The organism is Devosia sp. P1_H9, from assembly GCF_056405135.1.
The window spans coordinates 14,702-26,715 of record NZ_JBFUCQ010000002.1; the positions used below are offsets into that span (position 1 = coordinate 14,702).

Consider the following 12,014-nt stretch of genomic DNA (forward strand, 5'->3'; position numbering starts at 1 on the left):
ACGCTGACCTAATCAGTTTTCTCAATATGCATCAGCTGGCCTGATCGCCCAGTCGTGCCAGTGTTTCGTCGCGTCCGATCAGCACCATGACCTCGAAAATGCCCGGCGAAATGGTCCGGCCGGTCAGTGCTGCCCGCAGTGGCTGCGCCACCTTGCCGAGCTTCAGCCCACGGGCCTCGGCGAAGGCGCGAGCCGCTGTGTCGATTGCTTCCACCGACCAGTCGTTGAGGCCCTTGAGGATGTCTGCGAAGGCGCCAACGTTGGCGCGCGCGTCAGCGGTCAGCTGGTCGGCGGCTGCCTGGTCGATGGCGAGCGGGCGTACGGCATAGATGAACTGCGCCAGGTCGATCAATTCGAGCACGGTCTTGGCGCGCGGCTGCAGCTCGGGCAGGGCGGCCAACACCGTGGCCTTGTTGGCGGCAAGGCCATCCATGTCGAAGACGCGGTTGAGCTCCGTCGCGGTCTCCAGCATCACGTCATAGAGCCGCTGCGGCGCCGCCTCGCGGATGTAGTGGCCGTTGATGTTCTCGAGCTTGACGAAATCGAAGCGAGCCGCCCCCTTGTTGAGGGCATCGAGCGTGAACCACTCGACCATCTGCTGGGTGCTGAACAGCTCTTCATCGCCATGGCTCCAACCGAGGCGAGCGAGATAGTTGCGCAGCGCCTCCGGCAGGTAACCCATCTGGCGGTAGGCCTCAACGCCGAGGGCACCGTGCCGCTTCGACAGCTTGGCGCCGTCAGGGCCGTGGATCAGCGGGATGTGCGACATCTCCGGCACGGACCAGCCCATCCCGTTGTAGATGACGATCTGGCGCGCGGCATTGGTGAGGTGGTCGTCACCGCGGATGATGTGGGTGACGCCCATGTCGTGGTCGTCCACCACCACCGCCAGCATGTAGGTCGGCGTGCCATCGGAACGCAGGATGATGAAGTCGTCGAGGTTCTCGGCCTTGAACACGACCTCGCCCTGCACGTGATCCTGCACCCGGATCTCGCCCGACTGCGGCGCCTTGATGCGGATCACCGGGGCAACGCCGGCGGGCGCCTCGGACGGGTCGCGGTCGCGCCAGTAGCCGTTGTAGCGCGGCGGCAGGCCGTTGGCGCGCGCGGTCTCGCGCATCTCGGCCAATTCCTCGGGGGAGCAGTAGCAGTAATAGGCCTGGCCGCGCGATAGCAGCTCGTTGGCGACCTCGGCATGCCGGGCAGCGCGGGAAAACTGCATGAACGGCTCGCCGTCCCAATCCAGCCCCAGCCACTTCAGGCCGTCGAAGATCGCCTTGACGGCGCCTTCGGTCGAGCGTTCGCGATCGGTGTCCTCGATGCGCAGCAGCATCTTGCCGCCGGTATGACGCGAGAAGGCCCAGTTGAACAGGGCCGTGCGGGCGCCGCCGATGTGGAGGTAGCCGGTGGGCGAGGGGGCGAAGCGGGTGACGACTGGAGTAGCCATGGGTCGGTGAAACATCCCGGAGAATTGGCGTTTGGCGGTGTGTAAGCACCCCGGAGCCGGAGCGCAAGGGCGGCAGTTGGCATGGCGCCCACGCCCGGCTAGCATCCCCGCCGTGATCGTGCAGAGCGGGGGCTCGGCGGGTGACCGTGACTGTCGTGGAGGCGGTGTCTGAGCGACTGGTTCCGGTACCCGCCGGACCGGATGCGATGCGTGCGTTGCCTCTGGCGCTTCGGCCGCGCGTATCCCGGTGGCACCAGTTCGCGGCCAGTATCGCCACGGCGCTCGAGCAGCGGCGCCTGTTCCTGCTCTGGCCTTATGCTGTCATCGCCGGACTCATCGTGTCGTTGGCGACGCCGACAGCGCCGGACCCAATCGTATTGGGACTGGTAGGTGCGGTTTTTGCCGTGGGCCTGCTGTTAAGCCGCCGCCAGCTTGCCATCTTCCGCACTCTGACCATGGCCGGTGCCTTCTGGGCCGGGTTCTCGCTGCTCGCGGTCCACGCCACCCTGTTCGGCACCACGATGCTGGCGCGACCCGTCTATGGCACGTACGAGATGCGCGTCGACGAGATTGTCTCCGAGGCTGAGAGCGGCGTGCGCGCGATCGTCTCGGCCATCACGCCAACCGGCACGTCACGCACAGTCCCTATGCGTCGAGCCCGGATCGTCGTGGCTGCTGGTCCGGCACTCGGGCCCGGCGACATCATCCGGGCGCCAGTGCGCTTCTACGCGGTTCCGGGGCCCATGGTGCCAAATGGCTTCGACACGCAATTCCATGCCTTCTTCGACGGTGTCGGCGCCTATGGGAACACGACCGGCACCGTCGAGCGGGTCAGGTCGGGAGACAGCTCGGCGCCCGAGCGCATCATAGACGCCGTCCGTCGCGGCATCGCCGCACGCATCGATGCCGACCTGCGGCAGCCGGCTGCCGGCATTGCCCGGGCGCTGATCACCGGCGACCAAAGCGCAGTCTCGGATGAAGCACGCGAGACGATGGCAGCCGCAGGCCTGGCACACGTGCTTTCGGTATCGGGGCTGCACCTCACCATCGTGGCCGGGCTGGTGCTGGTGACCCTGCGAGGCGGCCTGGCGCTGGTCGGCAGCATCCACCGGCTGGTCTCGGTGAAGCGGGTCGCGGCGGCGGGGGCCGTGCTCGCGTCGTTGGCCTACTTTGCCATTTCGGGCGGCAACGTCGCCGCACTCCGTTCGACCATCATGCTGGTGCTGGTGCTCGGCGCTATCGTGTTCGGCCGACGGGCATTGACGATGCGGAACGTAGCGATCGCCGCGTTGATCGTCATCGCCACCGATCCCGCCAGCGTCTTTCGTCCCAGCTTCCAGCTGTCATTCGCCGCCGTGGTGGCGCTTATCGGTGCCTGGGAGCTGATGCGACCGCCGGAGGGCAGGGAGCAATCGCTGCTGGCGCGCACCGGCGGCTACCTCTGGGGCATCGTGCTCACCAGCCTGATCGCCGGCGCGGCGACACTCCTCTTTTCGGTCTACCACTTCCAGCAGACCTCGCCGCTCGGCGTCCTTGGCAACCTGTTCTCACTTCCCTTGGTCGGCTTCGTCATGATGCCCGCCGCGGTGCTCGCGACGCTGGCCATGCCGTTCGGCTGGGAGGCGCCCTTCGTGGCCGTGATGGGCTGGTCGATTGACCGGATGCTCGATCTCGGCGGGATCGTGGCGAGTTGGAGCAGCGCCCTCGACTACAGTCCACTGCTGACGCCTATGGCCCTATTGCTCGGTCTCGCGGCGCTGGCGTGGTTCACCTTTATCCCCACGTGGCACCGGCTGATCGCGCCGATCCTGCTGCTACCCGCAGTGTTGATGTTTGCACTCGATCAGCCACCCGATGTGCTGATCGCGGACACCACGCAGGCGGTGGTGATGCGTAGCGAGACCGGGCTGGGACTGGTTGCGGGAAAAGGCAACAGCTTCGCTGTCGACGTGTGGCGGGAGACCTATGGCGAGCCGATCGAGGCGATCTCGCCGCTCGGTTGTGACAGCGTCGGATGCTTCGGAGCCAGCACGCGCGGCTTCACGATCGCCATCGTCCGGGATCCGGCCGGCTTCCATGAGGATTGCGGGCTAGCAGACTTGGTGATCACCCACCGAACTGTGCCGGCCAGTTGCTCGGCAAGCGCCGTCGTCGATGCGGATACGCTGGTACGGGGCGGCGTGCATTGGCTGCGCTGGGATGCGGCGCGGGGCGGTTTTGAGATCCGCCCCGCCATCCCGCCGCTCAGCCGGCCGTGGCGAGCAGTGCTACGGTGACGCCTGCAGCTTCGATCTGGGCGTTGCCCAGCACGTAGCCCTTCTCGTCCGGAGCAGTGGTCAGGTTTGCCGCGGTGTCGCCGTAGTTAAAGTAAACGCGCCATTTACCACGCGTCCGGCAGCGCACGCCGGCAGGCAGGTTCAGCGTCGGCACCTCAGCTTCGGCAAGCAGGTGGTCGATGATGCGCTGCATCAGTGCCCGATCGCCGCTCGCGGCGAGGTAGTTGAGCTTTCCCTGCGCCACGAGCACCGGGAAATCCTCCTCGTCCTCGATGACGATCTGGGCGCGGGTATCGAGCCGTTCGCGCCAATGGCCGACGGCCCCGCCACCCTTCACCGAGACGGTGCGCCGCGGATCGGTGCTGTCGACGCGGGCTACCTTGGCGTCGAGCAGGTTCTGCGGCAGGTCGGGACCGAGGCCGGCAGGGATCGAGAAGTTCTGGGTCTTCGAGCCCGTGCGCGGACCGATCAGCAGGTGGCCATCGAAGTTCTCGATTGCCGTCCGCAGGGCATCGTTCCAAGCGAACAGCGCCGGGATGACCACCAGGTCGTAGCCTGAGAAGTCGGTGGTCGAGGGCGGCAGGATGTCGACGTCGATGCCGCGCTTCCGCAGCGGCACGTAGACGTTGCGCACGTGCTGGTGGTGCGTGAAACCCTTGGCTTGCGGCTGGATGCGCCAGGCCCACTCGCTCTGGTAGTCGAAGACGATTGCGACGCGGCCTTTCCGCGCCTCGCCATCGAAACCCAGCTCCTTCAGCTCCCGTGCCACCTGCTTGGCTTCATGGTAGCCGGGCGTCGGCACGCTATCGGGCCGCAAGAGCCCGGCATGCATCTGCTCCTGCGCGAACGGGGCCTGCCGCCAGCGGAAGTAGCTCACCACCTCCGCCCCGTGCGCGAAAGCCTCCCAGGCCCAGAGCCTCGCCATGCCGGGCAGGGGATCGGGGTTGTAGTCGGCCCAGTTCACCGGTCCGGGCTGCTGCTCCATGATCCACCAGCGGCCATGGCCCACGGCGCGGTAGAGATCATGGTGCAGTCCAGAATTGTCGGGGTCGCCCTGCCGGAAGTACGGAATCTTGCTTTCCTCGGGCTCCGGAACGCCCTCCAGATGTCCCAGCGGATAGGAGTCCCAGCTCGCGACGTCGAGCGTCTCGGCCAGTTCGTAGTGGTCGAACTCGGTCGAGCGCGACATGAAATTGTGGATCACCGGCAGGTCTGGACGCGCCGCCTTCATCAGGTCGTACTGCGTCTTGTTGAACGCGGCGACCTGCGCCGACGAATAGCGGCGAAAGTCGAGGCAGGCAGCCGGCGCGGCCTCGGTCACCGTGAGGTTCGGCGGATCGATCTGCTCGAAGTTGTTGTACTCCATCGACCAGAAGACATTGCCCCAGGCGACGTTCAGCGCCTCGATGGTCTTGTACTTGTCCTTCAGCCAGAGCCGGAAACCCATGGCTGCGGCGTGCGAGTAGGAGTGTACCGTGTCGTGGCAGCCGTACTCGTTATCGGTCTGCCAGCCGGCGAGTGCCTTGTGCTGGCCGACATGGTCGATCAGCAACCGGGTGATGCGGGCGCATTCGCGCCGATAGCCCAGGTGCGAGAAATCGTAGTGCCGGCGGGAGCCGAAGCCGCGCGGCCGGCCGTCGCGATCGACCGCCAGCATGTCGGGCATCTTGTCGATCAGCCAGCGGGGCGGAGTCGCCGTGGGCGTGCCGACGATGACCTTGAGCCCGTGCTTGTCGAGCACGTCCATTGCCGCAACCAGCCAGCCGAAATCCAGCTCGTTCGGTCGCGGCTCGAGGCGGGACCAGGCAAACTCGCCGATGCGGACATATTCGATGCCGACCTCCGCCATGCGGCGGGCGTCGTCATCCCATTGCTCGACGGACCAGTGTTCGGGGTAATAGCAGACGCCGATAGCGGGAAAAGACACGTTAGACTCAGAGTTTGAGGAAAGGTTCGGCGATGCCGGGGACGTCGAGCGCCACGGCGAAGACGCTGCCGGCATGCGGCTCGACTTCGAGTTGCTCGGGCGTCATATGCTCGCGCGCGGTGGTGATGTAGAGGGTCTTGAGGTCGCTGCCGCCAAAGGCGGGGCAGCTCACCTGGCTGACGCCGGGAACCTCGACCACCTTGTCCAGCTTGCCGTCAGGGGAGATGCGGATGACCTTGCCGCCACCCCAGCGGGCGTTCCAGAGGTAGCCTTCGGAATCGACCACCGAGCCGTCGGCGCCGCCCGGCCCTTCCATGGTGAAGAAGTCCTCCCATGGTCCCGTCGGCTGGCCGGTTGCCGGATCGAGGGCGCAGCGGACAATCATCTTGCCGGCGTCGGTGAAGTAGGCCGTGCGCCCGTCGGGGGAGAAGCAGATCGAGTTGGGGATGCGGATGTTCTCGATGACCTTGGTGGTCTGTCCGGCGCGGTACTGATAGACGCCACCGACCCCCGCCTCGGCCTTCCGGCCCATCGTGCCGATCCAGAAGCCCCCGGTGCGATCGACACGGCTGTCATTGGTCCGGTTGGTCGGAACGTCCTCCTCGATCTCGGCGATCACGGTGCTCGTGTCGGAGGCAAAATCGTAGCGGAGCAGGGCGCCCGACTGCACGATGCCGAGCGTGTCCTTGTCGATCACGGCACCGGCGCTGACCGTGTCCTTGAAGGTAATGCGGTCGACGATGTGGCCGTCGGTGCCGGCGCTCAGCATGGTCTGGTTGAGGATATCGAACCAGAACAGGCGTTCGAGCAAGGGGTTCCAGAACGGGCCTTCGCCCAGCTCGCAGCGGCTATCGACGAACAGTTCGGCCTTCGAGTTCATCGTGGTCTTCCCTGATCATAGGCGGCGACGGCGGTGGTGGCGCGCGATGCCACATCGGCGGCCGACATGCCGGGCTTGAAAATGTAGGTGCCGAGCCCGAAGCCGGCGCAGCCGGCCGCGAAGTACTCGGCGAAATTGTCGGGGTTGGCGCCTCCGACGGCGTAGAGCGGGATAGCCGGCGGCAGCACCGCCTTCATCGCCTTGATGCCCTTGGGGCCAAGCACTTCGGCGGGGAAAAACTTGAGGCCTGTGGCGCCGGAGCGGATAGCGGTGAACGCGTCGGTGGGCGAGAACACACCCGGGTACGAGGTCATGCCGCGCTCGATTGTGGCGCCGATAACTGCCGGGTTGGTGTCCGGCGACACAACGAACCGGCCGCCCGCATCGGCGACCGCGTCGACATCGGCGCGGTTCAGCACCGTGCCCGCACCGACCAGGGCGCGACCGTCGAAGGCCTTGGCGGCGTCTTCGATCGAGCGCAGCGCTTCGGGCGAATTGAGTGGGACCTCGATCATGGTGATGCCGGCGAGCACGAGGGCGTCGCAAACTTCGAGGGTTTCGGGAGGCGTGATGCCGCGAAGGATCGCGATGATGTGGCGGTGGTCCATGAACTTCTATGCCTGTCTTGCTGCCTTGAGTCCGGCGAGGGTGGCGTCGGTCGCATCGACGATGCGGGTCCGGGCGCCGAGCCGTTCAAAGCCCATCTGGTACAACCCGCAAAGGCCGACACTGCCCACCAGCGGAATCTCCGCCTCGCCGATCCAGTCGCGCTGGCCCCCGATCTCGGCGCCGATCAACAGGCCCGAGAGGAAACCGGCACACCATGCCGGGCTGCGGCCCGACAGCAGGGAGCCGGCGCGGACCTTGAACAGCGTCGCGGTCAAGCGCTGGGGGCGCTCGAGCCCCTGGTCGAGACCGGCAGCGAAGCCGACATCACGATCTTCGCCCTCGAGCTCACCACCGAGCGAATGGCGCAGCACCGAGTGGGTGCGCAGCAGCTCGAAGATCTCGCCGGTCATAGCGCTGGAGAAGCGCTCCAGCTTGGTGCCGGAAAGCAGCGCCCACTTGCTGTGGGTGCCCGGCATAACCGCGAGGCCGGAGAAGTTGGGGATCAGTGCCGAGAGCCCAAGCAATTGGGTTTCCTCGCCGCGCATCACGTCCTCCGCACCCAGATCGCGGAGGCAGACGCCAGGCAGGATGCGCGGGTTGTGCGGGCCGGGCATGTCGGGCGCAACGGCGCCGGCAGCGATGCGACCGAGTTCGGCGGGGGCGTCGAGATAGGGGGCCTCGATCCAGCCCTGCCGCGCGCCCGCCATGCCGCAGATCAGTACGTCCTCGACGTCATCGGCGACGCCGTTGAGCAGTGAGGTCAGCACATCGGGGTATTGCTCGCGACTGAGACGGCCCATGCCGTCCGGCGATGAGCGGGAGAAGGCGATCTCACCGGCGGAATCTATTCCCCATGCCCGCAGATTGGAGGTGCCCCAATCGACGGCGACCCATTCGACCTGTCCTGCCAAAACCCTCTCCCTTGCGCCGCCAGTTTGCCGCGCATCAAGCCATGCCGCTACATCGCAATCGGGAAGGTGGTCCACTCTCCTGGTATGATCGCGAAAGCCGCTCGCAGGCGGCGCCTCAGATCCGATGCGCCACTTGCTGCCAGCGGCGCGGAACGTAACGTCTTTGCCAGCCCAGCCCTAGTGCAATTGTTGTCCGCAGCGTCCGGATTCATAAGAAAAAGGGCCGGCTGAGGCAGCCGGCCCGAAGACCCGATTGGCGGCAGGTCAGGAGTTCAGTACTTGCGGAGCAGGCCAACCAGGCGGCCCTGCACCTTCACCCGGTCGGGCGGGAAGATGCGGGTTTCGTAGGCTGGGTTGGCGGCCTCGAGCGCTACCGAGTTGCCGCGACGGCGCAGCCGCTTCAGCGTCGCCTCCTCGTCATCTACGAGGGCGACGACGATCTCACCGGTCGAAGCGGCGTCCTGTTTCTTGATGAGCACGGTGTCGCCATCGAAAATCCCGGCATCGATCATCGAATCGCCGCGCACTTCCAGGGCATAATGTTCACCCGCACCGAGCATCTCGGGCGGCACCATGATGGAATGGCTGTGGGTCTGGATGGCCTCGATCGGAGTGCCGGCGGCGATCCGGCCCATCACCGGGACGGTGACCGCGCGGTAGGCGTCGGCGTTGGCCACCTGAGCCGCGGGGCGTGCCGGCGGGGTCGCGACCCGGCCAAGATTACCCTCGATGACGCTCGGCTCGAAGCGCGCCTTGCGGCCGCCGAGCGATGGATTCATCGAGTCCGGCAGTTTGATCACCTCGAGCGCCCGGGCCCGGTTGGGCAGGCGCCGGATGAAGCCGCGCTCCTCGAGCGCAGTGATCAGCCGGTGAATGCCCGACTTGCTGCGAAGATCGAGCGCATCCTTCATCTCGTCGAACGAGGGTGGGATGCCGGATTCTTTCATCCGCTCGTGGATGAACATCAGAAGTTCGTGTTGCTTGCGCGTCAGCATGGCGGCCCCGTGAGCAGAATCGGAACAAAGACTGAACGTGTTATACGTGTTCCAGTTATGTTCTGCAATCGGACGATGAATATTGCGTTACGATGGCGCTCCTGACGCGCCGAAAGAGAGGACGCGTGGCCGCGAAATCCTCTCGACGTCGAGGCCTTGCGTTTCGTTGACCTGCTGTCCACCAGGGCATACCGTCGAGAGATTGGCGTGTCGAACCCGCACACCCCAACCTTCTCAGCTGGAGCTGTGCTCGTTTCCACGGGCCAGTGAACTGGACTGTTTCTGAGGAGGAAAACATGTCTATGAAGTCAAGCCGTTATGCCATATCCGCAATGATCCTGGGGATCTTGCTCAGCCCCACCGTGGCGGCCGAAATGACCGATGCGGAATTGGTCGCCAACGCGCTGTCGGCAGCGCCGGTGGCGGTGGGCCAGAATGCCACGGTCGTGAACTTCGATGCTCAGATGCAGATGAAGACGCTCAAGGAGGGAACGAACGGCTTTACCTGCATGCCGGACAACCTGGCTTCGCCCACCAATGATCCAATATGCGTCGATGCCGGAGGCATGGCGTGGTTGACGGCATATAGCGAGAAGAAGGACCCACCCGAGGGCGTGGTCGGTTTCGGCTACATGCTGCAGGGCGAGTCGGCGCCCGACAACGTGGATCCGTTCGCGACCGCGCCGCCTGCAGGTCACGACTGGATGGTCGATGGGCCGCACGTCATGATCTTCAACGTCGCAGACGAGATGCTGGCCGGCTATCCCAAGGAAGAACATCCCGACCACACCCAGCCCTATGTGATGTGGCCAAACACTCCCTATGCCCACCTGATGATCCCCGTGCACTGACGACGGGATTGACTGGCGCGTGCCGGCGCATTGGTCGGCGCGCGCCACGGCCGGACTATTGCGGCTCGGCCGGTAGGGTAAGCTGCACGCTGAAGCCTTTGCCAGGCTGCGATGCAACCGTCAGTTCGCCACCGAGCAGACCCGCGATCTCTTCGACTATGGGCAGCCCAAGGCCGGCTCCGGGCTTGTCGCTGTTGCCGCGGCTGAAGCGCTTGCGCACTGCCGCCAGCTGCTCGGCGGCGACGCCCTTGCCGGTGTCGGCCACCTGCAGCACCACCACGCGGTCCCCTGTGGCGACGCCAACCGTCGCTTCAGAACCAGGTCCGGCGTAGGCGATGGCGTTCTCGATGAGGTTGCTCAGCAGTTCACCGAGCAGCATCGGGTCGCCGCGGACCAGCGCCGGTCCTTCGCCCTCGAGGCCAAGATCGATGTCGGCGGCATGGGCCCGGACGACATAGTCGCCTGTGCGCTCCCGGGCGAGCTCGAACAGATCGACAACCTGGAACTGCAGCCGATCGGACGCAGCCTCGTCGATCCTGGCGAGGAGCAGCAGTTGCGCGAGGACGCGCTCGGCGTGCACCACCGCGGCATCGGCGGTGCGGGCCGCCTCCCGTGCCGCGGCAGGGCTATCGGCGCGGAGCGCCAGCGCCAACTGAGTGCGGATGATGGTGAGCGGCGTGCGGAGCTGATGGCTGGCATTGCCGGTGAAATGGCGCAGGGCATCGAGAGCTGACGACAGCCGCGTCATGAACGAGTTGATCGTGTCGACCAGGCCCTGCACCTCGCGGGGAACCTCCTGTTCGATGGGGCTGAGGTCATCGAGGGCCCGCCGCGAGATGGCGTCGCGGAGGCGATAGAGTGGGGCGAGCGAGAAACCGACGGCCAGCCAGAGGATCACCGCGGCGGCGAGGATGAGCAGCGCAAGGCGAATGGCAGAGCGGAGGAGCAGGGTCTGGGTCAACTGCGTGCGGGCGATGGTGGTCTCGGCGACAGTGACCGTGAACGGGATGGCGCTGACGCCGGAGGATGCTGCGCGTCGCAGCACGGCCACGCGGATCGGCTCACCGCGGAAGCTGGCGTCCGAATAGGCGATGTCGGCCGTCGCTGCATCAGAGGTCGGCAGGGTCTGATAGCCCGTGATGAAGCCCTCCGGACCGTCGACGCGGTAGAAGACCCGGTCCTGCGCCGCCGAAGTCAGCATCTCCAGGGCGACATAGGGCACGTCGACCTCGAGCGCGCCATCCTCGGTGACGATCACCCGCTCGGCGATGGCGAGGACAGAGCCGGCGAGGACGCGGTCCGAGAGCGAGGTTGCGGTGTCCTTGGCCTCGCGCCAGGTATCGACCACCGCGAGCGCGGCGACAGCCAGCAACGCGATCATCAGCCACAGCAGCAGGCGCCGGCGCAGCGAGTAGGGGCGCACCATCAGTCGGCGATCCGATCGAGGTAATAGCCGAGGCCGCGGGCGACCCGCACGGTGAGCGCATAGGGAGCGAGGCGGCGGCGCAGGCGCGAGATGTACTGTTCCACGGCGTTCTCGCTGAGGTCATCGTCGAAGGCGGCCAGCGATTCAATGATCGATTGCTTGGCGACCACCTTGCCGGCCCTGCGCAGCAGGGTCTCAAGCACGCTGAGTTCGCGGGCCGGCATGTCGAGGGTCTGCCCAAACGCCGAGAGGGTGCGCGACAAGGTGTCGAGTTCGATGTTGCCGAAGGCGATGCTCGAGTTGTGCAGCCCGGCCTGCCGGCGCAGCAGCACGCGGATGCGCGCTTCCAGTTCCGACACTTCGAACGGCTTGGTCATGTAATCGTCGGCACCGAGGTCGAGGCCGCGCACCCGCTCGTCGAGGGCGCCGCGAGCGGTGAGGATCAGTACGGAGGAGGCGTTGCGACGGGCCCGCATGCGGCGCAGGACGTCGAGCCCGTCCATTTCGGGCAGGCTGAGGTCGAGCACGACGAGATCGAATGTTTCCGTCGACAGCACGGCATCGGCGGAGATGCCGTCATGAACGACATCCACCGCGTAGCCGGCGACCCGCAGGACGACGGCAAGGCCGTCGGCCAGGGTCCGGTTGTCTTCGACCACCAAGATGCGCATCATTGGCTCCCCGACCGCACG

Annotated in this window: 10 protein-coding genes; 2 read left to right on the plus strand and 8 right to left on the minus strand. The window is 66.1% G+C overall.

All coding sequences use genetic code 11. The features are described 5' to 3' along the window. Nucleotides 1–31: 31 nt before the first annotated feature. Nucleotides 32–1,447 (minus strand): glutamate--tRNA ligase, encoded by a 1,416-nt coding sequence (gene gltX / locus AC1DYL_RS03105; RefSeq protein ID WP_477149393.1) that lies wholly within the window; start codon nucleotides 1,445–1,447, stop codon nucleotides 32–34. 206 nt (nucleotides 1,448–1,653) lie between these two features. Here gltX and AC1DYL_RS03110 point away from each other — a divergent pair, with 206 nt between their 5' ends. Beyond that, nucleotides 1,654–3,723 carry a ComEC/Rec2 family competence protein gene (locus AC1DYL_RS03110; RefSeq protein ID WP_477172039.1) on the plus strand — a complete coding sequence of 690 codons (2,070 nt, stop codon included), beginning with the start codon at nucleotides 1,654–1,656 and terminating at the stop codon, nucleotides 3,721–3,723. Here the strand turns inward: AC1DYL_RS03110 and AC1DYL_RS03115 are convergent. The 5 genes from AC1DYL_RS03115 to lexA form a co-directional block, all read right to left on the minus strand. Continuing rightward, nucleotides 3,692–5,650, minus strand: coding sequence for a beta-galactosidase (locus AC1DYL_RS03115; protein ID WP_477172040.1), 1,959 nt, complete (start codon nucleotides 5,648–5,650; stop codon nucleotides 3,692–3,694). The two genes, AC1DYL_RS03110 and AC1DYL_RS03115, sit on opposite strands and share 32 nt — an antisense overlap. 7 nt (nucleotides 5,651–5,657) lie before the next feature. Next, entirely contained in the window at nucleotides 5,658–6,530 is an 873-nt protein-coding gene (locus AC1DYL_RS03120) for an SMP-30/gluconolactonase/LRE family protein (RefSeq protein WP_477172041.1), read from the minus strand. Continuing rightward, nucleotides 6,527–7,138 carry a 2-dehydro-3-deoxy-6-phosphogalactonate aldolase gene (locus tag AC1DYL_RS03125; RefSeq protein ID WP_477172042.1) on the minus strand — a complete coding sequence of 204 codons (612 nt, stop codon included), beginning with the start codon at nucleotides 7,136–7,138 and terminating at the stop codon, nucleotides 6,527–6,529. The genes AC1DYL_RS03120 and AC1DYL_RS03125 overlap by 4 nt, the downstream gene beginning before the upstream one ends. Nucleotides 7,139–7,144: 6 nt before the next feature. Further along, complete coding sequence (locus tag AC1DYL_RS03130; RefSeq protein ID WP_477158021.1) at nucleotides 7,145–8,050, minus strand: 2-dehydro-3-deoxygalactonokinase; 906 nt, start codon at nucleotides 8,048–8,050, stop codon at nucleotides 7,145–7,147. Between the two features lie 272 nt (nucleotides 8,051–8,322). After that, a complete protein-coding gene (gene lexA, locus AC1DYL_RS03135) occupies nucleotides 8,323–9,045 on the minus strand; it encodes a transcriptional repressor LexA (protein WP_477158022.1) in 723 nt (240 codons plus the stop codon). 302 nt (nucleotides 9,046–9,347) lie between these two features. Between lexA and AC1DYL_RS03140 the strand changes: the two genes are divergently transcribed. Further along, nucleotides 9,348–9,896: a hypothetical protein gene (locus tag AC1DYL_RS03140; RefSeq protein ID WP_477172043.1), complete on the plus strand. Its 549-nt coding sequence runs from the start codon at nucleotides 9,348–9,350 to the stop codon at nucleotides 9,894–9,896. A 55-nt stretch (nucleotides 9,897–9,951) separates the two neighbouring features. Here the strand turns inward: AC1DYL_RS03140 and AC1DYL_RS03145 are convergent, their stop codons facing one another. Both AC1DYL_RS03145 and AC1DYL_RS03150 read right to left on the minus strand, forming a co-directional pair. Continuing rightward, the gene (locus tag AC1DYL_RS03145; RefSeq protein WP_477172044.1) at nucleotides 9,952–11,322 is read right to left on the minus strand and encodes a sensor histidine kinase; all 1,371 of its coding nucleotides are present in this window, start codon (nucleotides 11,320–11,322) and stop codon (nucleotides 9,952–9,954) included. Further along, nucleotides 11,322–11,993, minus strand: a complete 672-nt coding sequence (locus AC1DYL_RS03150; protein WP_477172045.1) for a response regulator — start codon at nucleotides 11,991–11,993, stop codon at nucleotides 11,322–11,324. Before AC1DYL_RS03150 ends, AC1DYL_RS03145 begins: the two co-directional genes overlap by 1 nt. Nucleotides 11,994–12,014: the final 21 nt, after the last annotated feature.

Coding starts and splice junctions, on each gene's coding strand:
- lexA (WP_477158022.1), bottom strand. CDS start 9,045: ATGCTGACGCGCAAGCAACACGAACTTCTGATGTTCATCCACGAGCGG.
- AC1DYL_RS03110 (WP_477172039.1), top strand. CDS start 1,654: ATGCGTGCGTTGCCTCTGGCGCTTCGGCCGCGCGTATCCCGGTGGCAC.
- AC1DYL_RS03150 (WP_477172045.1), bottom strand. CDS start 11,993: ATGCGCATCTTGGTGGTCGAAGACAACCGGACCCTGGCCGACGGCCTT.
- AC1DYL_RS03125 (WP_477172042.1), bottom strand. CDS start 7,138: ATGGACCACCGCCACATCATCGCGATCCTTCGCGGCATCACGCCTCCC.
- gltX (WP_477149393.1), bottom strand. CDS start 1,447: ATGGCTACTCCAGTCGTCACCCGCTTCGCCCCCTCGCCCACCGGCTAC.
- AC1DYL_RS03145 (WP_477172044.1), bottom strand. CDS start 11,322: ATGGTGCGCCCCTACTCGCTGCGCCGGCGCCTGCTGCTGTGGCTGATG.
- AC1DYL_RS03120 (WP_477172041.1), bottom strand. CDS start 6,530: ATGAACTCGAAGGCCGAACTGTTCGTCGATAGCCGCTGCGAGCTGGGC.
- AC1DYL_RS03140 (WP_477172043.1), top strand. CDS start 9,348: ATGAAGTCAAGCCGTTATGCCATATCCGCAATGATCCTGGGGATCTTG.